Origin of the sequence: Algirhabdus cladophorae, assembly GCF_044772865.1 — a bacterium.
Lineage (GTDB): Bacteria > Pseudomonadota > Alphaproteobacteria > Rhodobacterales > Rhodobacteraceae > Algirhabdus > Algirhabdus cladophorae.
On record NZ_CP173029.1, the window covers coordinates 547,118 to 566,783 of the forward strand.

Consider the following 19,666-nt stretch of genomic DNA (forward strand, 5'->3'; position numbering starts at 1 on the left):
TCTGATCCGTAGAGCGGAACTACGCCTGAATGTGAGGAACGGCCGCCTCGTCCGCATACCTGACATTAGAGTGTCTCTCGCTCAACGGCAGCGATGCTGAGAAACTGCTTAAGAAGTCTGTGTCTTGGTTTCTTGATTGTCCTCTCAAGATAAGGCAGTCGCCTCGATTTTTTCGCCAACGCGCTTGCGTTGAGGATACTAGCCACAGGGGTGGCTCAGCGCTGTTGTTTCAAATATCCGTGTTTGAAATTCGCGTATAGCTTCTGGAATTTGGCTTAGTACCTGAAATTAAATGGAGGCGAGTACCGGAATCGAACCGGTGTACACGGATTTGCAATCCGCATGTGCGGACTGTTTTTCAACGATTTTTCTGTAAACGGACCCCGTTTGTTCACGACGGGAAATCAACGACTTACATGGAAACGGTAAATGGTTTCCGGGTTATTGCAAGCCCCAAGAAAGGAAAAACCGTCGAGGGGGCGGCCACCCACCTCAACGGCTTTGGTCTTCAATCTACATCAATCCTTTACCCGTTCTCGGCCCTCAACGCAATCGCGGGAGGTGCCTATGTCTAAGCTCAATCGCTTCGAATGGCACAAAGCCGTCATGCAAGTCAGAAGCCTGAATGCGAACGCAAAGGTTGTCGCAGGTGCGCTTGCTGTTCAGTTCGCAAACGATGAGACCGGCCAGCTTAATCCCAGTCTGAAGACTTTGATCGAGTTTCTTGGTTTGCCGCTATCAACCCTGAAACGCGGCATCAAAGACTTGATCAATGCGGGTTGGCTGTCTCGTACCGAAGGGCGTGGTGCTGGCAATTGTACGAACTACACGTTCTTGGCACCACGCAAAATCGTTCCATTCCGTGCTTCGAAAAAGGGTTCAAAGGCGAGCCTTTCAGCTCAGAAAAAGGGTTCACAGGTGCCTCAAAAAGGGTCCACTCATGAGCTTTCCTATAATGAACAATCAAAAGAACAAAAGGCGCGGCCTTCGCCGTCGCCGGACTTGCCCCATGAAGGGCAGCCTGGCGAAGAATTGCGCTTCGTACCCGGTGGTGGGGGCTACTTCGAGCGGGAATGGGATGACGCCCTAAGGGCTTATGGCCTGCCTTCCTTGCATCGAGCTTTGCCGCAAGTCGTCCATGAAGGACGGAAGGGGTACGCCCTTCCTGATCTTTGCCCAGCCCGGCGCGAAAGCCCGCTGAGAGACCAGCAAATCAAACTCGTCCGGCGACTGATGGCCACGCATAGCAGCGCGCCAGAACTCGCTGTCGCAGCGTGAAGGAGGGAAGAAGATGATTACCCAAGAAGATGATTTGGCCGCCCGCCGTGCAGGGCTTGAAGTGCAAGCTCAGTTTCGCAAATTCATGCTCAAGTTTGGGGTCATGCCGTTTGCAGGGCTTGCCGGTTTGGGCTTCTTGATGGGGCTAACCGGTGCCAACGATCATAGCGGCTGGCCGGGAGTATTTCTCATAGCGCTTGGCGTTGTGTTCGGCGGGATCGCTGGGCTGATCTGCCTAACAGCGAGCCCCGGCAGACCTGCCATCCAGCGTCGCCACAAGGGCGGAGCGCAGGTGAGCCGTTTGGACGCACCCATGGAAGCCAAAGGGGTTCCGCTTGGCAACGTGCGCCTCCCGGAGCATTTGGAATCGTTGCATATGCTGATCGAAGGGGCGACGGGTACTGGTAAAACCCAGCTACTCAAGAACATGGTGGCTCTCCTCAGAGCACGCGGCGATACCGTCGTTGTGGTCGATACCAACTACGATATGTGGACTTCCTTCAATCAGCCCGATGATGTGATCTTGTCTCCCTTTGATCCAGCGTTTCCTGGTTGGTTGCCGATGAACGAGGTGCGCGCGCCATCGGATTGGTCGGCGCTTGCCCAATCATTCATTGGCGACGGTGTGGGCGAGGCCGCACAGTGGCACCAAATGGCGAAGGCGATGTTCTCTGCGACGGCACGAGGATACCAGCGCATCGTTGAAGAGGCAGGTGACACATTCGACCACACTGAGCTTTTCCATCTTCTGACTGGTGCTGAGGCAGAGGATTTGGCCCCGTTCATTCATGGCACGGCTGCGGCTTCTCTGGGGATCAATGATAAGGCGTTGAACAACGTTCGGATGACATTTTTTGAGACACTGAAGTTTTGGGAGCATCTGCGCCCAGGCGACTTTTCTGTCCGCGAATGGGTCGAGAGAGGCAAGGATCGGCCTTCGATCTTTATCCCCTATCGAAAAAGGGAACTGCCCGAGGCCAAAAACCTGATCTCTTGCTGGTTGGATCAGATCATTACGACCGCCTGCGATTTGGGCGAGGATCGAGACAATCGGGTCTGGATCATCGTCGATGAGTTGTCGGGATTGGGCGAAATTCCTTCGCTGAAAACTGCGGTCACGGAGTTGCGAAAGACGGGCTTTCGCGTCGTTGCCGGCATCCAAAACTTCGAACAAGTAGAGCTGCTTTACGGCCGAAATGGTGCCATCACGATCACCAACAGTCTCTCGAATAAGGTCATTCTGCGCGCAACCGATGCGACCTCTGCGGAGCGGCAATCTAAGCTGATTGGCGATGCGCGCTATCAAGTCATGTCGCTTGGTCAGTCTTCTGGCACCGATGGGAAACGTTCGACAACGCAGTCGGTCAAAGAGGAAGTCGTGCGCGTTGTTTTGGCTTCTGAGATCACCGCACTGCCCACGCTGCAGGGATTTGTCAAACTCGCAGGCGAGGACACGACCTACCTGACACCCATACCGGTCTATCAGCCATGATCGGTTTCGGACTTAGGGTAGCAAGCATAGTTTTTGTAAACAAAAACGCTTGTCGCTGCGCGACGCCAGCCAATTGCAGAGGCTCAGCATGAATGATCTGGGTAAGCCAATCGGTCGCCCGAAGGCCGCGCCGGGGGAAGGTCGCGTCGCGGTGGTCAGCGTTCGGCTGACCACCTTCGAGCGGGCGGGCGTGGAGACCAAGGCGGCGCTGTCTGGGGTATCGCTGTCCGACTATTGCCGCCGCGCGATCCTGGGTCATCGGGTCACGGCATCGACCGAACCGCAGCAGGTCAACGCCGAGGCACTGGTCGAGTTGAACCGCGTCGGCGTGAACCTCAATCAGATCGCCCGTGTCGCCAATCGAGGCGAGCCGCTGCCCCGCTCATTCCCTGAAACTCTCAGCGCTGTTCTTGCGGCTGTGGAACGCCTTGCTGCGGGTCATGATCCATGAATTGCAGCTTTTCGGATCATGCCCCCGGCATGAGCTTCAAGGGGGCGATGGACTATTACCTTCATGACCGGAGAGAGCCGGGCGAAACAGAGCATCGAACAAGCTCGGATCGGGTCGAGTGGACATCCATGCGCAACCTCGCAACGGACAGAACCGATGTTGCGACAGCGATCATGATTTCGACCGCCAAAGATGCCAACCGCCTGAAGCAGGAGGCAGGGGTGAAGGCAACTGGACGCAAGGCCAAGACGCCCGTAAAGACCTTCGCCCTGTCATGGCATCCCGATGAGGCTGCATCGCTCGACCGGGCCGAGATGGAACGGGCGGCCAATGAAGCGCTGCAGGCAATTGGAATGGAGAGGCACCAAGCGATCATCATCTGCCACAATGACACCTGCCATCCCCACGTCCATGTCGTGGTGAACCGGGTGAACCCGGAAAACGGCAAACTGGCAAAGTGTGGCCCGAACGAAAACCGCGCCTTGGATCGTTGGGCGTACGAATATGAGCGTGACCGGGGCAACATCGTAAGCCCGAACCGCGCCGAAAAACACGAGCGTCAAGACCGCAAGAAGAGGCAGTACAGCGCGGACGAGCGGCGCAACCATGTCCGGCGGAAGAAGTCTGAAAGGGTCGGGCCAAGCGCTCGCCAAGACCATCGCAACCGCTCAAAGGAGCTGACCGCGAAGCACAAAAAACAATGGGCTGATCTGAGCATCAGATATCAAGCACGGAAAGGGTGTCTGCGTGACCGATGGAAAGCGCGGATACGCAATGAACGGAAAGTTTACAACGCGGCAAACAAAGGCCTGTGGAAGCAGTATGGCCGAGACAAGTGGCGGCGGAAACGTGAGTTCGACAAGCTCGACAGCACGTTCTACGGGCGGTTGTCGCTGTCGATCCAAGCCGCGCGTTTGCAACGTGCGTCGGGCGATCGTGCGTTTAAGGATATCGGGTTGGCCAAGCTCACCTGGGTGAATCTCCAAAACGCAAGGCTACGAAACGCGACGATCCTTGGTGTTGAGAAGCAACACTTGGCAAATTTCAAGGATTGGTACGACCGTCCCCTGCGTCGAAACCTCGACAGGTTGAGTGCGGCGCGGGCGCAGGACCATCGCGATCTTTATGCCCGGTTCCAAGATGAACGCGCCGACCTCATCACACGGCAGAAAGTGGAGTGCGGAGCGCTTCAATCGCAGTGGCGAAGCACCGAGCGGCGAAATGATCGAGTTGTGCGGCAGGAGACGAGAGCCGCCGGTAACGGCGAACCCCGATCTTTGCAAACGCTTAGAGATGGCATGGAGGGAAGAAAAATGAATAATGACGTGCAAGTCACTGAAAACAAGTCGAAACCAGTTGCTCAAATATCACCGTCACAAGGCCCGTCGGCCAAGATGCGGGCGGAACAGCGGGACAACCAAATAGAGGAAAAGAACGCCAAGTTCCGCGAAGCAAACCGCAAACAAGGCGAGCAGTATAGAAACGCGGCCAAGGCCCAGTTGGAACAAAGAGTGGATGCGCAAGCCAAAGCTCAAAGCCGCGCAGCCCAAGCCACACAAAAGGCGCGAAAGCAAAACGCGAAGGATAAAGCCGCCGCCAAGGACCGTGGCGCAGCCGAGAAGCGTTCGCTTCAGGATAAATCCTTGGCACACTCTAAGGCCAAGGATGCACTTGCTGGACTGCGATCTCCGAGGCCTTCTGTGGCAAAAGGGAAAACACAAGACCGGGAGCGTTGAACGATGGACGACAAAATTTGCGAAACCAAAGGCAAAACCGAGGAAGTTAAACTCAAGGATCGATGGCCAGACCGTCCGGGCTGGGACGTGCTTGCCAATACAATTGAAACTCTGGCCAAGGCATGTGGTGGCCGCGCGCAATGTCACAAGAAATACGAGTACTTGAGCGTCAGTTTAGAAACACGCGGTATGCCTGAGGCGCAAGTCAATGCACTTTGGGCGTTAGCGGAGCTTGTCGAGCAGGTCAGCGATGCCGAAGACCAACGCGATCAGTCCACTGTTCATTGGGTGCGCCGGGCCTTGGCTTCCAGCAGGCGCTGTTAACCGACTTCCCGAATTTGCTGTCATGTTCCACGGATCGCTTACGGCTGAGGCTAAATAATATGCTCGCGCCGGATCGGGCATTCGGACAACACGGAGAAGGCCTTAAATGAGCCCTGATAGGCCGGTGCTGCAAGATCAACGAATGGCGGCTCTGACGAGGGTTGCAAAGATTGTACTAAACATCTCTAGTGTCAAGAATTAATTAGACTGGGAGCATTCAATTGGTACCAATTTTGATCATGGAGCTACGCGGGTTCAGCCAGTCCGCTACAGATTTGGCCAGAGAACTTGAGAGCCTTGAAGTTACGCCAGAACGTGTGCGGGCATCGGGGATCGAAGTTGTTAGCCAGATCATTGAGAAGGCAAAAGAGGTTTCCTCCCCCAGTCAGTCTATGCACCTAGGGGGCGATACTTGGTACTGGAATTTCCAAGAAATGGGCGAGGCCTATCAATTCGCTTTAGCATTGCTGAATGGGTTCAAGAGGAGCGCCTTGGAACAAGGCCTGTACTATTTGAAACCATCGATGGCTATTGGATTTGGAGACCCAAAATTTGACGGGCCGCGGTTTCTGGATGACGCTTCAATAGAAACCTACAAGAAGGCAGATGGCGGCCGTTCGTATACTCTATTTGCAGTCGAGAATGCTATTGCGGAATTGGCCACTATCGGAGTCCCCATGGCGCCCCATCCGAAATTTTCGGATGACCCCAATGTGAGGCACATAGTGTGGACCAAAGAGCCTGATCCGCAATCTGGAGAACCAGCACTGGAAATATCTTTGCCCAAGCTACTCTTGGATAGCGAAGTCATATATTCCGAAACTGCAAGTGGCGCATTGGCCAATATCGTCAGGCAGCAAGAACGCTCGGGTTCGGCTTTGGTATTTGGCGGGCCAGGTTCGCTAGATGATCCAGTATTTCGGTCCTACATCTCTAACACGATTGCGCTTCTAAGGTCGGAAAAAGAAGTAAGTCTGACAGTTATTTCATACCTGCCACTGAACGAAATTCAGTCAAGCTATGCTTGGTTGGAGCTATGCCGCCAAATGCAAATTGAATTTTCTGACTCATTTGCCTTCTCTGCCTTTGCTATACCGAAAGGGCAACTTCGTCCGTTCTCCTACCACATTTATGACCATGAGACTGTACACATTGGCTTGAGAGCTTACTCACCTCAGAAAGGCACACCAACACTCTCATCATCCATAATGTTAAAAAATGCAAAGATTGCTGAACGATTCGAAACTGAGTTCATGGAGCACTATCGTTCTCTTGGCCAACTTTCAGACAAGAAATACGCCGAGCTGCTTGGCGAAATGGAAGGAATTTCCAACTCAGAGAAGAATCGTGTGCTTAAATCTGTCAACGAGATTTTGGGAAGAATATCACACTAGCGAACTGCTCAAATAAGGCACCTCCGGACGTTGGTGGAGTAGCAGCTAAAGTCGGCTTCGTCCCGCATCTTGATCCTTTAGAGGTTTATGATCCAGCGGCAGGTGTACTTATAAGTACAGGAATTTAAGACCTTTCCCCTACGGGGGTTGACCGTGCCGATGAGGTACGCAAGCCTCGTCGCAAGCCTCGTCGCAAGCCTCGTCGCAAGCCTCGTCGCAAGCCTCGTCGCAAGCCTCGTCGCAAGCCTCGTCGCAAGCCTCGTCGCAAGCCTCGTCGCAAGCCTCGTCGCAAGCCTTGTGGGAATCCGCAATTTTCCATAGAAATCTCAAAAGGGAAGATTATGGGAAAGTGCTTCGCATGGCAGATGACATCATGACTGTTGATGAAGTCGCCGATTATCTCAGGATCAACAAGAAAACGGCTTACCGCCTCGCGGCCGACAGCAAGCTTCCCGGCTTCAAGGTTGGTGGCACTTGGCGGTTTCGGCGTGTGGATATCGAGGACTGGATAGAGCGTGAAGCCAGTCCAAAGAAGGAAAATAAGAAATGACCGGCCAGGAACAACGCGCGGTGCTTCAACGGAAAATCTGGGATATCGCGAACGATGTGCGCGGCTCAGTCGATGGCTGGGACTTCAAGCAATATGTCTTGGGCACGCTTTTCTATCGATTCATCAGCGAGAATTTCGCCGTCTATATTGAGGCCGGTGACGAGAGCATCGATTATGCGGCCCTATCCGATGACGTCATAATCGATGATATCAGGGACGACGCCGTCAAGACCAAGGGCTATTTCATCTATCCGAGCCAGTTGTTCGCCAATGTGGCGGGCGACGCCAACACGAATGAAAGCCTGAACACCGATCTGGCGAAGATTTTTGCAGCGATTGAGTCCTCAGCGAATGGCTACCCCTCGGAACAGGACATCAGGGGCCTGTTCGCCGACTTCGACACGACCAGCACACGCCTTGGCAATACAGTGACGGAAAAGAATAGCCGACTTGCAAAAGTGCTGAAGCGGGTTGCGGAACTAGATTTCGGGAACTTTCACGACAACAAGATTGATCTGTTTGGCGATGCCTACGAGTTCCTGATCTCGAACTACGCTGCCAATGCGGGCAAATCCGGTGGAGAGTTCTTCACACCTCAACATGTATCCAAGCTGATCGCCCGGCTTGCCACCCACGGACAGGACACCGTCAACAAAGTCTATGATCCCGCCTGCGGCTCCGGCACTTTGCTGCTTGAAGCTCATAAGGCCGTTCCAGAGCACACAATCCAAGAAGGCTTCTTCGGGCAGGAGATCAATCACACCACCTACAACCTCGCCCGCATGAACATGTTCCTGCACAACATCAATTACGACAAGTTCAACATCCAGCGCGGCGACACGCTTACCCAGCCCCACTTTCAGGATGACAAACCATTCGATGCTATCGTTTCCAACCCACCTTATTCGGTGAAATGGATAGGCTCGGACGATCCGACGCTGATCAATGATGACCGCTTCGCACCTGCTGGCGTGCTTGCCCCAAAATCAAAGGCCGATTTTGCCTTTGTGCTCCATGCGCTCAGCTATTTGTCGGCAAAGGGCCGCGCGGCAATCGTATGTTTCCCGGGGATCTTCTATCGCGATGGCGCGGAGAAGAAGATCCGGCAATATCTGGTCGATAACAACTATGTTGAGACGGTGATCGCGCTTGCCTCCAACCTTTTCTATGGCACGACCATCTCGGTGACGATCCTGGTTCTGGCCAAGAACAAGACCGACACGGCCATTCAGTTCATTGACGCGACTGGCGAAGACTTCTTCAAGAAGGCTACCAACACGAACACAATGACGGATAATGATGACCCGGAAGAGCCGGGCCACATCCAGAAAATCTTGAACATCTTCGACGGTAAAGAGGAAGTCGAACATGTCGCTACCTCGGTGCCGTATCAGACCATCGTTGAACGGGGCTATAACCTCTCGGTTAGCTCCTACGTAGAGCCAAAGGACACGCGCGAGGTTGTGAACATCGACGCGCTGAATGCCGATATCAAAACCACGGTTGCGAAGATCGACCGCCTACGCACTGACATCGACGGGATCATTGCGGAGATTGACGCATGAGTGCGGCGGGTTTTCTTGAGAAGTATCTCGGCGGGGCTATAGTGGAATTAGTGCCGCTGGATAGACTTGTAAAAACTGTTACCCCACCTTCAAAAGCTCAAAAAAACGACTATCGGGAACAGGGTAGAAACCCGATTGTAGATCAAGGCGCAAACTTTATCGCTGGATACGCCGATGAAAGCTTCGAGCCAGTAGCTAGCGATGAATATGTAATCTTCGGAGATCACTCCGAACATATAAAGTATGTTGATTTCGCATTTGTTCAGGGGGCTGATGGACTTAAAATTCTAAAGCCGGAGGGTGGCCACCCGAGATACATTTATCATGCGCTTCTGAATTTCTACCAGAAAACGGGCAACTACAAACGGCATTGGTCGAAAGCTAAAGAAACGCTAATCCCCATCCCGTGCCCGAATGATCCAGAGAAGTCGCTGGCGATACAGAGGGAGATTGTCCGGATATTGGACAGCTTCACCGAGCTTACAGCCGAGCTTACAGCCGAGCTTACAGCCCGCAAAAAGCAATACAACCACTACCGCGACCAACTCCTGACCTTCGATGAGGATCAGGTCGAGTGGAAGACGCTCGGTGATGTAAGTCTGAAGTCCTATTCAGGTGCTACGCCAAAGGCAGGAAGTGTTAAGTACTATGAAGGCGGCACGATCCCTTGGCTTAGAACTCAAGAAGTCGTCTTCTCCGATATTCACGGCACAGAGGTGAAAATCACTCAGGCAGCCTTAGACGAAACTGCGGCCAAGTGGGTACCTGCGAATTGCGTTATTATTGCAATTTCAGGAGCCACTGCAGGTCGTTCAGGCATCAACAAAATTCCACTAACCACCAACCAGCACTGCTGCTGCCTAGAAATCGACCCAGCTCAGGCAGATTATCGCTACGTCTTCCACTGGGTAAGCAGAAACTATGAAAACCTGAAGGACATGGGGCAAGGTGCGCGTGGTGATCTGAATTCCGGTCTCATAAAGGGTTTCAAGATACCCATTCCGCATCCCAACGATCCTAAAAAATCGCTTGCGGAACAGGCCCGAATTGTCGCGATCCTCGACACGTTCGACACGCTAACGACTTCCATCAGCGAAGGCTTGCCCCGCGAAATCGAGCTGCGCGAAAAGCAGTATGCCTATTACCGCGACCTGCTGCTGAGCTTTCCCAAGCCAGATGCGGAGGCTGCGTAAATGGGACAAACGCTTTCCGAAATCGCCGAAACGCTGCAAGGCGCCAACAAAAAGGTTCAGCTGATCTATGCGTTCAACGCCTCCGGTAAAACGCGACTATCCGGTGAATTCAGGGAGCTGATTGATCCAAAGACAGAAGACCGCCCGGACGACCAGCTCTCGAAGTTGCTCTATTATAATGCTTTCACCGAAGATCTCTTTTATTGGGACAACGATTTGGCCGGTGATACGGAGCGGAAGCTGTGCATTCATCCGAATGCTTACACGAAATCCGCCTTTGAAGACCTCGGACTCGATACGAGGATCATCACCGCGTTCCAACGCTATACCCAACCAAACCTGACGCCACGCTTTAACGAGGAATACAATACCGAGGACAAAGACGGCAATGAGATCACCGTCCCAGCATTCTCCGAAGTGACGTTCACTCTGGGACAAGACCCGGAGACCAATCCCGAGCGCCTCAAAATCTCCAAGGGCGAGGAAAGCAACTTCATCTGGAGCGTTTTTTATTGTCTTCTGGATCAGGTCATCAGCACCCGCAACGTCGCCGAAATTGATGAGCGCGAGACGGATCAGTTTAACGATCTCGAATACATCTTCATCGATGACCCGGTTAGCTCACTAGACGAAAACCACCTCATCCAGCTAGCCGTCGATGTCGCCGAGCTGATCACGAGAAGTGACAGTACCAACGGCTTGAAGTTCATCATCACAACCCACAACCCGCTGTTCTTCAATGTGCTACACAATGAATTAGGGGCCAAAACCTGCTACATGCTGAAGCGGCTGGAGGACGGGACGGCTGAGCTGACCGAGAAGAAGGGGGACTCGAGCCAAAGCTTCTCATATCACCTCTACCTCAAAAAGACCCTGGAGGAGGCCGTCGCGGCGGACAAGATTGAACGCTATCATTTCACGCTGCTGCGCAATCTCTATGAAAAGACATCGAACTTTCTGGGCTATCCGCGATGGTCAGAGCTGCTGCCGGACGACCAGCAACTTTACCTAAACCGCATCATTCAGTTTACGAGCCATAGCACGCTGTCCAGCGAGGCAATTGCCGAGCCGTCACCGCAGGAAAAGCAGACGGTGAAGCTCCTGCTGGATCATCTGCGCAACAACTACAGCTACTGGCAGGAGGAGGCCCCGAATGCCTGAGCAGTCGACCCCAATAGCCGAAACCAATCGCTTCATCGTTCTCGATAAGTACGTGCGCGCTTGGGAAGCAGCTGATAGTTATCAGTCCGAGGCCGATTTAGAACGCGAGCTTGTTCATGACCTGCGCAATCAGGGCTACGAGTATCTGGACGATCTGAGATCAACGGACGCTATGCTGGCGAACGTTCGCGTTCAGCTGGAAGCCCTCAACGAAGTTCACTTCACGGATGAGGAATGGACGCGTTTCGTCGAAACCTATTTGGACAAGCCCAGCGACAGTGCCACAGACAAGACCCGCAAGATACATGATGACTACATCTTTGACTTCGTCTTCGATGATGGCCGTATCCAGAACGTGTATCTGGTCGATAAGGCCAATGTCTGCCGCAACAAGGTCCAAGTCATCAAGCAGTTCGAACAGGCGGGCTCTCATGCGAACCGCTATGATGTGACCATCCTGGTGAACGGGCTTCCACTGGTGCAGGTTGAGCTGAAAAAGCGCGGCGTTGCCATTCGGGAAGCGTTCAACCAGATCCACCGATACAGCAAGGAGAGCTTCAACTCAGACCATTCTCTCTTCAAGTACCTTCAGGTTTTCGTAATCTCAAACGGCACGGATACGCGCTACTTCGCGAACACGACCAAGCGCGATAAAAACAGTTTCGACTTTACCATGAATTGGGCACAGGCAGATAACAGCCTGATCCGAGATTTGAAGGATTTCACGGCGACCTTTTTCGAGAAGCGCACGTTGTTGACTGTGTTGCTGGACTATTCCGTCTTCGACGTCAGCGACACGCTACTTGTTATGCGTCCCTATCAGATCGCGGCGACGGAAAGAATCCTCCGAAAGATTAGAAGCTCGTTCGAAGGCAAGACGCTTAGTAAGCCGGAAAGCGGCGGATATATCTGGCACACAACGGGCTCGGGCAAGACACTGACTAGCTTTAAGGCGGCCCGCCTGGCCAGAGACCTCGACTTCATCGACAAGGTCTTTTTCGTGGTCGACCGCAAAGACCTCGATTACCAGACGATGAAAGAATATCAGCGTTTCTCGCCGGATAGCGTGAATGGATCGGACAGCACCGCTGGCTTGAAGCGGAACCTCTCCAAGGACGACAACAAAATCATCGTTACGACCATCCAAAAGCTCAACAATTTGATGAAGAGCGAGGGCGACCTGCCGCTTTATACCCAGCGGGTCGTGTTCATTTTCGACGAGTGCCATCGCAGCCAGTTTGGTGAAGCACAGAAGAACCTCAAGCGGAAGTTCAAGAAATTTAGCCAGTTTGGCTTCACCGGAACGCCAATCTTTCCGGAAAATGCTTCTGGAGCGGAGACGACGGCCAGCGTATTCGGGAGCGAACTTCATTCTTATGTGATCACCGACGCGATCCGCGACGAGAAGGTGCTGAAGTTCAAGGTGGACTACAATGATGTGCGCCCGCAGTTCAAAGCGATCGAAACCGAACAGGACGAAAAGAAGCTGACCGCAGCTGAAAATCGAGAAGCCCTTCAGCACCCTGAACGGATCGCGGAGATTTCCCAGTACATTCTCGAGAACTTTCGGCGCAAGACGCATCGTCTCTATGGAGACAATAAGGGCTTCAACGCCATGTTCGCGGTGAGCAGCGTTCATGCGGCCAAGCTCTATTACGAAAAGCTGAACGCGTTGCAGGTTGGTAGCGACAAGCCTTTGAAGATCGCGACCATCTTTTCTTTCGCGGCCAACGAGGAACAGGATGCTATTGGTGATATTCCTGATGAGAGTTTTGAGGTTTCGGCGCTGAACAGCAGCGCCAAGGAATTCCTGAACGCCGCCATAGCGGACTACAATGCCTTTTTCCGAACGAATTTCAGCGTCGATAGTAAAGGTTTCCAGAATTACTATCGGGACCTTGCAAAGCGAGTGAAGTCCAAAGAAGTCGACCTGCTCATTGTGGTTGGCATGTTCTTGACCGGGTTTGACGCGCCAACCCTAAATACGCTTTTCGTTGACAAGAACTTGCGTTTCCACGGCCTAGTACAAGCCTACTCCCGCACCAACCGAATCTACGATGCAACCAAGTCTTTCGGCAACATCGTTACCTTCCGCGACCTGGAAGAGGCGACCGTCAAGGCGATCACACTCTTTGGCAACGCCAATACCAAGAGCGTCGTTCTGGAGAAGAGCTATTCGGAATACATGGAAGGTTTTACGGACCAGACAACAGGCGAGGCACGGCAAGGCTTTGTCGAAGTCGTCCGAGAGTTGGAAGAGCGTTTCCCAGACCCCACCGCCATCGAAAGAGAAGCGGACAAGAAGGCCTTTGCAAAGCTGTTCGGCGAATATCTCCGTGTTGAGAATATTCTTCAGAACTACGATGAATTCTCAAGCTTAAGGGAGCTCCAAGAGCTTGATGAGAGTGACGTTCAAGCGGTGACAGCGTTCAAGGAGCAGCATCATTTGAGCGATGATGATGTCGAAGAGCTAAAGGGCATCAAGATGCCGGCTGACCGCAAGCTCCAAGACTACCGTTCGACCTACAATGACATCCGGGATTGGCTTCGCCGTGAAAAGGCGAGCACTGAGCGGGTTGAGTCAACGATTGATTGGGATGATGTCGTCTTTGAGGTCGACCTTTTGAAGTCCCAGGAGATCAATCTGGACTACATCCTTGAGTTGATCTTCGAGCACAACAAGAGAACCAAAAGCAAGTCAGAGCTTGTTGGTGAAGTTCGCGGTGTTATTCGCGCCAGCATTGGCAACCGCGCGAAAGAAAGCCTCATCGTCGATTTCATCAATCAGACAAACCTTGATGAATTGGGGGACAAAGCGAGTGTGATTGAGGCATTTTTTGCCTTCGCACAGGCAGAACAACGCCGGGAAGCGGAAGAGCTAATAACCGACGAAAAATTGAACGTGGATGCCGCCAAGCGCTACATCGCTACGTCGGTCAAACGTGAATATGCGAGTGAAAACGGCACAGAGTTGAACTCAATCCTTCCAAAAATGAGTCCGCTCAATCCACAATACCTGACTAAAAAAAGAGATGTTTTCCAACGAATTTCGTTATTTGTCGAAAAGTTCAAGGGTGTTGGCGGGAAGATTTAGGAGTATTGATGCTTGATGTTCGCGAGTTGCGGATCGAGAGGCTAATGGAAAAGCAAAGTTAGTCCGAATAGATACTCACCGATACCGCATACGGTGTTGTCCCAAACGCCTCTTTCGAAGCGGCAAACTTGCGAACCATTCACTTGAGCCGCCACAACAAACGCAAATGCCTGGGCTACGGCCAAGGAGGCTGCAGAGGTCTTTAGGACAGCCGTGCCGATTTCCACTTCCTCGCCGATAGCCTCAAGCGCTCGTTGAGATCGCTTTTCTCTTCGTTTTTTGCTTTGCAAGAACCATGCAACCCACGCTCCGTAGATCGGAATGCCAAAATAGACTTTTGCGAGCAACGAGCTGATAGAGCTGCTGGTCGGAATAAGCAGCACGAGTAACAAGGCCGCAAAGGCCAGCCCGCACAAGATTGCAATGGAACGGCTCTCGCCTTCCGTAAGTTTCAATGCGAGGCGTTTGCGGGCTTGTGCCGCCAAATTCGTCAACTGCTGACCTGGATCAAACTTGCTCATCCCGCCCAAGTCGAAAGGGGGCTTGTTTCTGATCGCTTCAAGGCACGCTTGACCGAGTGGATAGGTCTTTAGATCGGCAAGTGCATCATCTTCAAGAAGCTGAACGGTGCGTGCAGATATCCGGTCCAAGTACTCGGGCGAGCGATAGGGTTCCATGCTCTCATGACCCAAAATAAGTGCTGGGTCGGTTTCGCTACCTGATGCTCGGGCTGTATGCGCTACTGCGTTGTATCTGTACTGCCCGTTTGCGCCTTCCGCCCTATACTTGAGATTTTGGCGTTGCAGAGCTGTTTTCTGTTCCAAAAAGCCCGGAACTTCGCGCATGTACCGATCAAAGGTTGATTGGTCAGGCTCGCATGCGAGTTGAGTATTTTCGTCAATTACTGGCGTGTATGTGAGCTTGAAGCCTTCATCGCCTGCGCCTTGGCATGTCGAGCAGACGTTTTCGCCGGTCCCGGAACAACCACCACATTGGACTTCGCTTCGACCGGCGCAGGAGGGGCAGACGCGACTTCCGTTTTGACAGCCACAATATATGCTGCGCCCTTTTCCGCCGCAGCCCGAGCAAGCTCGTGTTCTGGTTTCTAAGCGGTAGAATGTCTGTCCGCCGACTCCTCTGTAGGGCACGTTTTCACTGTAATCTTGTCGTCCCGTTCCGCCGCAACCTATGCATCTTAGCATACCGGAACCGTCGCAGTTGGTGCAGGCAACATGGCCATTCGAGCAGCTTGTGCATCTTACAACCCTTCGGCCGCCGCAGGAGCGGCACCTTAGCTTGCGGGCTCCATTGCAGCTTTCACAGGTACGGCTGTGGCTGGCGGAGAATGGCTCTTTGAACCGTTCGAATTTTCCGTCTTGGGTGGGGTCGGAGATATATGCCTCTAACCAGTCACCATTTATGCGATCATGGAATGTACGGTCTAGCTTGGCCAGAGCTTCTGTGCGGGTGTCGCGCGAATCTGGCGGCGCAGTATCTTCAACAACCTCTTTTTCAAAAGTGACTGTCGCTTTCACCGAAAACGGGAATGTCGCCGTCTCGATATTAAACTGCCGATCTTCCTCGAAACCCGTATCGATCTGGTCCTGTGCGATGATCTGCTGGAGGCGCGAGCTTAACTTGCGTGCTTGTTCCTGGGTCATGGTGTGTGGCGGGCCTCATGGGATTGGCCTGTGATGTTTGGCTGTACAAGGAGTTCGGAAAATGGCCGTAAGTATCTGTAAGTATGTAAAAATAAATCCGCATTCCGCTTGCTAGCAGTATATCGCCGCCGCAAGCTTTCCCGCAAGCTTTCCCGCAAGCTTTCCCGCAAGCTTTCCCGCAAGCTTTCCCGCAAGCTTTCCCGCAAGCTTTCCCGCAAGCTTTCCCGCAAGCTTTCCCGCAAGCTTTCTGGATCGGGATTCAATGATCAGTCTCCGCCATCCTTTCCCGGATCATGTCCAAAACGCCGTTTGCTTTCATTCTACGGACCTCGGACACGCGGGTAAGAGCTTGGTCAAATTGCTCATCGTCGCCGGTTGCGTAGGATTGCTGCAAGAGCTGGAATTGCTGTTCAACGCTGTCGGCAAGAACCTCGTCGCTATCTCCAGCAAGCATTGGGCTTTGGTAGCTCAGGTTCTTAAGCTCTTTGTCTAGTTCTTCAGCAATTTCCTCATCAGCCAGATCATCCGTCAACCGTTGTGCCACTCTCTTGATCGAATGATCCGTCCTCCGAACGGAGAGTGGCCAGTCGGCGACTTTGAGGGCAACATGGGCTATAACCTTATCGACGGGCGCGGAGCGATAGGCTTTAAGGCAAGCTGCAAATAGGCTGATGGCAAGCTTGGCGTCGTCCAGTCGGCAACGCCTATGTGGCGCTTCCGGCGGCAGTCCAAAAACATCGGATAGCTCGACGTCACCACGTGTGACGATCTTTTCGATTATGTCGCCGGGCACCGGCGTGACGCCAGTCTCATAGTTGTATAGTGAACGGCGAGTGACACCCAATTCATCGGCGAATTCTGTTCGGGATAGACCGCGTTTCTTGCGGTAGTCGGTAATGCCCTTCGCGAGTGAGGCTGGCTTTCGTGTTCGCTTGAGTTCCTTTGTGCGCTTCTCAGCAAGGGTGATTTCATACCGCTTCCGCCACGCAGCGTCGCGATGTTTCTGGTCCCAAGTTTCGAGTCGGCGCAGATCACTACCCCCAAACTCAAATATTCGGCTTTTGGACATTCGCGCCTCCAAAATTCTGAGAAAATATCTTCCCATATGCTCGGAAGGTTTGTCTAGGCCAGGATTGTCTCTGGTAACATGCAGGAACTTGTAGAATCCTGAAATTCAAGACATTTTGGTGAGGCTGCAAGTGCAAAATTTCGACGACATGCTGACCCCGGAAGAGTGGTGTAAGAAGTTGCGAAAGACGGGCGCAATTGTGTCGGCGAGGGCATTGCGGACCAAGGCGCGCGAGCATGGCCAGTACTATTCGATTGGCCGCGCGATGATGTTGTCGGCCCAGCAGCTCGAAACCCTCATGAGGCTTGATGCATCAAATAAGGGCGCAGAATGATGGATTTCAGCGTTAAAGCAATCAGCCTGGTTTCGTCTGATGATCTCGCTGCGGCGCTTGGTTTTGCATCCCCGAACGATGCGTTTCGCGGGTTTTGTCGTAACCTGGGGATCACGCCAGTTCGGAGAAACCCGAACTACTTCGACCCCAAGCTTGTGAGGCTTCGGCTGGACCAAGCCCAAGGGTTGCCAGCAGTGATAGCCGCAGGTGCGAAGGAAGGTGACCTTGTTGAAGCAAGGAGGGCAAGGCGTGCCGCGCAGTAGTTTGCCAAAAGGGGTTCACAGGGTTCGGCGCAAGACTGTCGAAGGCTTTCGGTACCATTTCTATGCATGGCGGGGTGGTCCAAAATTTTGGACTGACACGGTTAGAGAACCACGTGATCCGAAATTTCTGATCGCTTTCGCTGATGCGATCAAGGCCCGACACTCAGCCGACTATATGACACCGCAAATGGTCGATGACTTCTTAGACAGCACGGCGATGCCCAAGGCCGAACGAACACAGGCCGACTACAAGAAGTGGGCTTTGCGATTTGCGGACGAGTTCGTAGACGATCCCGCGAAGCTTTGGGAAAACCCAAAGTCGCGCGGGGAGCTGAACGAGTGGCGGGCCAAGTGGAAAAACTCGCCTAAGCAGCATGACTATGCTGGAACCGTTGCCGTACGCATTCTCAATTGGGCGAGGGATGAAGGGAAGATCGCGGCGCACTACTGTGACCGCCTTCACCGCATCTACTCAGTCGACCGGGCTGAGATAGTTTGGACCGAAGCGGACCAAAAGGCGTTCAAGGACGCTGCACCGTCCTGGGTGAAACGTGTGATGACGCTAGCTTGCGAGACCGGCCTAAGGCCAGCGGACCTTGTGCGTCTGACACGCGGCAACCTGGAGAGCTTCGATGGAATTGACCGGTTCAGGGTGCGAACCCAGAAACGCGGACGCGTGGCGCACATTCCAGTCACGCCTGAATTGCGGCAGTTGATTGATGAAACGCCCGCAGATCAGCTTGTTTTGTTGGTTAATGACCGAAGTAAGCCGCTCCGGCCAACATCGGCTAGCCGAGCTATCACACGATACCGGGATCGCATAGCCGACAAGCTGAGCGATCCGACACTAAGGCTCCAAGATACACGCGGCACGGCGGCCACACGGCTCCTACGAGCGGGCCTAGGCCTCAACCAAATCGCAAATCACATGGGTTGGTCGCTTCGCTACGCCGCCGCTGTGATCGAGCATTACGCCGCCGTTTCGCCTGCTGAAAGCGCGGAAGTCCTCGACTTACTGAAGCGCGAAAAGCAGCGCCGCGAGGACAAAACTGTAAACGCTATTGTAAACGTCCCCGATGGGGCAAAGAGAGGAGAGAGCTAAGTGATTGATTTTATTTGGAGGCGAGTACCGGAATCGAACCGGTGTACACGGATTTGCAATCCGCTGCGTCACCACTCCGCCAACTCGCCGTCCTGTGGTGTGTGCGGCAGGGTTGTTGGCCTGTTACACAGCGCGGGTTATTACGCCTTTCTTGGGGCTTGTCCAGATGTTGTGCGGGGGAAAAAGCGTGCAAAATTCATTTGGCGGGGCTTACACGCGCCACACGCGTTAATCGGCTGCTTGCCAATTGATCGCAAAGCCGTTGCTCCAACGCGCGGCATGTGACACATAAGCGCCCAAAGCCAGCCGAAACCGGGAGTCACCATGAGCGATTTTCAAGCCCGCCGCACCATGATGGTCGATACGCAAGTACGCCCTTCTGATGTCACAAAATTCCCTATTATCGACGCGATGCTCAGTGTACCGCGCGAAGCTTATGTCCCAAGGACGCAAATGGAAGTGGCCTATATCAGTGAAAATGTTGATCTGGGGAACGGACGTTGGCTGTTGGAGCCGCGCACATTTGCCAAAATGTTGGATGCGCTGGCGATTGGGGCCGATGATCTGGTCTTGGATGTGGGCTGCGGCTTTGGCTACTCTTCAGCCGTGCTGGCCCACATGGCGCAGGCGGTTGTGTCCGTAGAAGACGAAGCGTTTGCGGATGAGGCGCAAAACACATTGGCCGAGCACGGAGTGGACAATGCCGTTGTCGTAACCGGAGCTTTGTCGAACGGTGCTGCTAAACATGGGCCCTATGACGCGATTATGGTTCAGGTGGGCGTGCAATCCATGCCCGAAGGCCTGTTGGACCAGCTTAAGGATGGCGGCCGGATTGCGGTTCTCTTTATGGATGGCGCCTTGGGGGCTGTTCGTATTGGTCGCAAAGAGGGCGGCACTGTCACTTGGCGGTTTGCGTTCAATGCAGCCGTCGCAGTTGCGGATGGATTCCAAGCTGCCGAGGAATTTCAGCTTTAGATCCAAGAATGTCGGCCTAAGCCT

18 protein-coding genes and 1 tRNA gene are annotated in these 19,666 nt (G+C 53.4%); 16 read left to right on the forward strand and 3 right to left on the reverse strand.

What is annotated here, in order from left to right; all coding sequences use genetic code 11:
* Positions 1 to 416 precede the first annotated feature (416 nt).
* The 12 genes from ACIRQ6_RS02670 (at position 417) to ACIRQ6_RS02725 (ending at position 14,238) form a co-directional block, all read left to right on the forward strand.
* Positions 417 to 575, forward strand: a complete 159-nt coding sequence (locus ACIRQ6_RS02670) for a hypothetical protein (RefSeq protein ID WP_420862594.1) — start codon at positions 417 to 419, stop codon at positions 573 to 575.
* On the forward strand, positions 568 to 1,278 hold the full coding sequence (locus tag ACIRQ6_RS02675; RefSeq protein WP_420862595.1) for a helix-turn-helix domain-containing protein: 711 nt from the start codon (positions 568 to 570) through the stop codon (positions 1,276 to 1,278). The genes ACIRQ6_RS02670 and ACIRQ6_RS02675 overlap by 8 nt, the downstream gene beginning before the upstream one ends.
* Positions 1,279 to 1,291: 13 nt before the next feature.
* Positions 1,292 to 2,770: a type IV secretion system DNA-binding domain-containing protein gene (locus ACIRQ6_RS02680; RefSeq protein WP_420862596.1), complete on the forward strand. Its 1,479-nt coding sequence runs from the start codon at positions 1,292 to 1,294 to the stop codon at positions 2,768 to 2,770.
* Between the two features lie 73 nt (positions 2,771 to 2,843).
* The gene (locus tag ACIRQ6_RS02685; RefSeq protein WP_420862597.1) at positions 2,844 to 3,221 is read left to right on the forward strand and encodes a plasmid mobilization protein; all 378 of its coding nucleotides are present in this window, start codon (positions 2,844 to 2,846) and stop codon (positions 3,219 to 3,221) included.
* A 47-nt stretch (positions 3,222 to 3,268) separates the two neighbouring features.
* On the forward strand, positions 3,269 to 4,957 hold the full coding sequence (locus tag ACIRQ6_RS02690; RefSeq protein WP_420862598.1) for a relaxase/mobilization nuclease domain-containing protein: 1,689 nt from the start codon (positions 3,269 to 3,271) through the stop codon (positions 4,955 to 4,957).
* Between the two features lie 3 nt (positions 4,958 to 4,960).
* Positions 4,961 to 5,281, forward strand: coding sequence for a hypothetical protein (locus ACIRQ6_RS02695; RefSeq protein ID WP_420862599.1), 321 nt, complete (start codon positions 4,961 to 4,963; stop codon positions 5,279 to 5,281).
* Between the two features lie 239 nt (positions 5,282 to 5,520).
* Positions 5,521 to 6,675 (forward strand): hypothetical protein, encoded by a 1,155-nt coding sequence (locus ACIRQ6_RS02700; RefSeq protein ID WP_420862600.1) that lies wholly within the window; start codon positions 5,521 to 5,523, stop codon positions 6,673 to 6,675.
* Between the two features lie 358 nt (positions 6,676 to 7,033).
* Positions 7,034 to 7,225, forward strand: a complete 192-nt coding sequence (mads1, locus tag ACIRQ6_RS02705; RefSeq protein WP_420862601.1) for a methylation-associated defense system helix-turn-helix domain-containing protein MAD1 — start codon at positions 7,034 to 7,036, stop codon at positions 7,223 to 7,225.
* Positions 7,222 to 8,790, forward strand: coding sequence for a type I restriction-modification system subunit M (locus ACIRQ6_RS02710; RefSeq protein WP_420862602.1), 1,569 nt, complete (start codon positions 7,222 to 7,224; stop codon positions 8,788 to 8,790). The genes mads1 and ACIRQ6_RS02710 overlap by 4 nt, the downstream gene beginning before the upstream one ends.
* The gene (locus ACIRQ6_RS02715) at positions 8,787 to 9,983 is read left to right on the forward strand and encodes a restriction endonuclease subunit S (protein WP_420862603.1); all 1,197 of its coding nucleotides are present in this window, start codon (positions 8,787 to 8,789) and stop codon (positions 9,981 to 9,983) included. Before ACIRQ6_RS02710 ends, ACIRQ6_RS02715 begins: the two co-directional genes overlap by 4 nt.
* Positions 9,984 to 11,144, forward strand: a complete 1,161-nt coding sequence (locus tag ACIRQ6_RS02720) for an AAA family ATPase (protein ID WP_420862604.1) — start codon at positions 9,984 to 9,986, stop codon at positions 11,142 to 11,144. It begins immediately after the preceding gene.
* Positions 11,137 to 14,238: a type I restriction endonuclease subunit R gene (locus ACIRQ6_RS02725; RefSeq protein WP_420862605.1), complete on the forward strand. Its 3,102-nt coding sequence runs from the start codon at positions 11,137 to 11,139 to the stop codon at positions 14,236 to 14,238. The genes ACIRQ6_RS02720 and ACIRQ6_RS02725 overlap by 8 nt, the downstream gene beginning before the upstream one ends.
* Positions 14,239 to 14,279: 41 nt before the next feature.
* Here the strand turns inward: ACIRQ6_RS02725 and ACIRQ6_RS02730 are convergent, their stop codons facing one another.
* A complete protein-coding gene (locus ACIRQ6_RS02730) occupies positions 14,280 to 15,899 on the reverse strand; it encodes a hypothetical protein (protein WP_420862606.1) in 1,620 nt (539 codons plus the stop codon).
* A 259-nt stretch (positions 15,900 to 16,158) separates the two neighbouring features.
* The gene (locus ACIRQ6_RS02735; protein ID WP_420862607.1) at positions 16,159 to 16,968 is read right to left on the reverse strand and encodes a helix-turn-helix domain-containing protein; all 810 of its coding nucleotides are present in this window, start codon (positions 16,966 to 16,968) and stop codon (positions 16,159 to 16,161) included.
* A 148-nt stretch (positions 16,969 to 17,116) separates the two neighbouring features.
* Between ACIRQ6_RS02735 and ACIRQ6_RS02740 the strand changes: the two genes are divergently transcribed.
* Genes ACIRQ6_RS02740 through ACIRQ6_RS02750 form a run of 3 tightly spaced genes read left to right on the forward strand, consistent with a single transcriptional unit; the run spans position 17,117 to position 18,667 of the window.
* Positions 17,117 to 17,302, forward strand: coding sequence for a hypothetical protein (locus tag ACIRQ6_RS02740; protein ID WP_159980396.1), 186 nt, complete (start codon positions 17,117 to 17,119; stop codon positions 17,300 to 17,302).
* Positions 17,299 to 17,565: a hypothetical protein gene (locus ACIRQ6_RS02745; protein WP_420862608.1), complete on the forward strand. Its 267-nt coding sequence runs from the start codon at positions 17,299 to 17,301 to the stop codon at positions 17,563 to 17,565. The genes ACIRQ6_RS02740 and ACIRQ6_RS02745 overlap by 4 nt, the downstream gene beginning before the upstream one ends.
* Positions 17,552 to 18,667 (forward strand): tyrosine-type recombinase/integrase, encoded by a 1,116-nt coding sequence (locus ACIRQ6_RS02750; RefSeq protein ID WP_420862609.1) that lies wholly within the window; start codon positions 17,552 to 17,554, stop codon positions 18,665 to 18,667. The genes ACIRQ6_RS02745 and ACIRQ6_RS02750 overlap by 14 nt, the downstream gene beginning before the upstream one ends.
* Positions 18,668 to 18,682: 15 nt before the next feature.
* On the opposite strand, the gene ACIRQ6_RS02755 is transcribed toward ACIRQ6_RS02750, so the two are convergent.
* Positions 18,683 to 18,756 (reverse strand) — tRNA-Cys (locus ACIRQ6_RS02755).
* A gap of 235 nt (positions 18,757 to 18,991) precedes the next feature.
* On the opposite strand from ACIRQ6_RS02755, the gene ACIRQ6_RS02760 reads away from it, so the two are divergent.
* Positions 18,992 to 19,642, forward strand: a complete 651-nt coding sequence (locus ACIRQ6_RS02760; protein WP_420862610.1) for a protein-L-isoaspartate O-methyltransferase family protein — start codon at positions 18,992 to 18,994, stop codon at positions 19,640 to 19,642.
* Positions 19,643 to 19,666: the final 24 nt, after the last annotated feature.

Excerpts from the sequence above, each read along its gene's own strand:
- ACIRQ6_RS02715 (WP_420862603.1), top strand. The coding sequence starts at position 8,787 with ATGAGTGCGGCGGGTTTTCTTGAGAAGTATCTCGGCGGGGCTATAGTG.
- ACIRQ6_RS02700 (WP_420862600.1), top strand. The coding sequence starts at position 5,521 with ATGGAGCTACGCGGGTTCAGCCAGTCCGCTACAGATTTGGCCAGAGAA.
- ACIRQ6_RS02710 (WP_420862602.1), top strand. The coding sequence starts at position 7,222 with ATGACCGGCCAGGAACAACGCGCGGTGCTTCAACGGAAAATCTGGGAT.
- ACIRQ6_RS02695 (WP_420862599.1), top strand. The coding sequence starts at position 4,961 with ATGGACGACAAAATTTGCGAAACCAAAGGCAAAACCGAGGAAGTTAAA.
- ACIRQ6_RS02675 (WP_420862595.1), top strand. The coding sequence starts at position 568 with ATGTCTAAGCTCAATCGCTTCGAATGGCACAAAGCCGTCATGCAAGTC.
- ACIRQ6_RS02690 (WP_420862598.1), top strand. The coding sequence starts at position 3,269 with ATGGACTATTACCTTCATGACCGGAGAGAGCCGGGCGAAACAGAGCAT.
- ACIRQ6_RS02725 (WP_420862605.1), top strand. The coding sequence starts at position 11,137 with ATGCCTGAGCAGTCGACCCCAATAGCCGAAACCAATCGCTTCATCGTT.
- ACIRQ6_RS02745 (WP_420862608.1), top strand. The coding sequence starts at position 17,299 with ATGATGGATTTCAGCGTTAAAGCAATCAGCCTGGTTTCGTCTGATGAT.
- mads1 (WP_420862601.1), top strand. The coding sequence starts at position 7,034 with ATGGCAGATGACATCATGACTGTTGATGAAGTCGCCGATTATCTCAGG.
- ACIRQ6_RS02740 (WP_159980396.1), top strand. The coding sequence starts at position 17,117 with ATGCTGACCCCGGAAGAGTGGTGTAAGAAGTTGCGAAAGACGGGCGCA.
- ACIRQ6_RS02720 (WP_420862604.1), top strand. The coding sequence starts at position 9,984 with ATGGGACAAACGCTTTCCGAAATCGCCGAAACGCTGCAAGGCGCCAAC.
- ACIRQ6_RS02680 (WP_420862596.1), top strand. The coding sequence starts at position 1,292 with ATGATTACCCAAGAAGATGATTTGGCCGCCCGCCGTGCAGGGCTTGAA.
- ACIRQ6_RS02730 (WP_420862606.1), bottom strand. The coding sequence starts at position 15,899 with ATGACCCAGGAACAAGCACGCAAGTTAAGCTCGCGCCTCCAGCAGATC.
- ACIRQ6_RS02670 (WP_420862594.1), top strand. The coding sequence starts at position 417 with ATGGAAACGGTAAATGGTTTCCGGGTTATTGCAAGCCCCAAGAAAGGA.
- ACIRQ6_RS02735 (WP_420862607.1), bottom strand. The coding sequence starts at position 16,968 with ATGTCCAAAAGCCGAATATTTGAGTTTGGGGGTAGTGATCTGCGCCGA.
- ACIRQ6_RS02760 (WP_420862610.1), top strand. The coding sequence starts at position 18,992 with ATGAGCGATTTTCAAGCCCGCCGCACCATGATGGTCGATACGCAAGTA.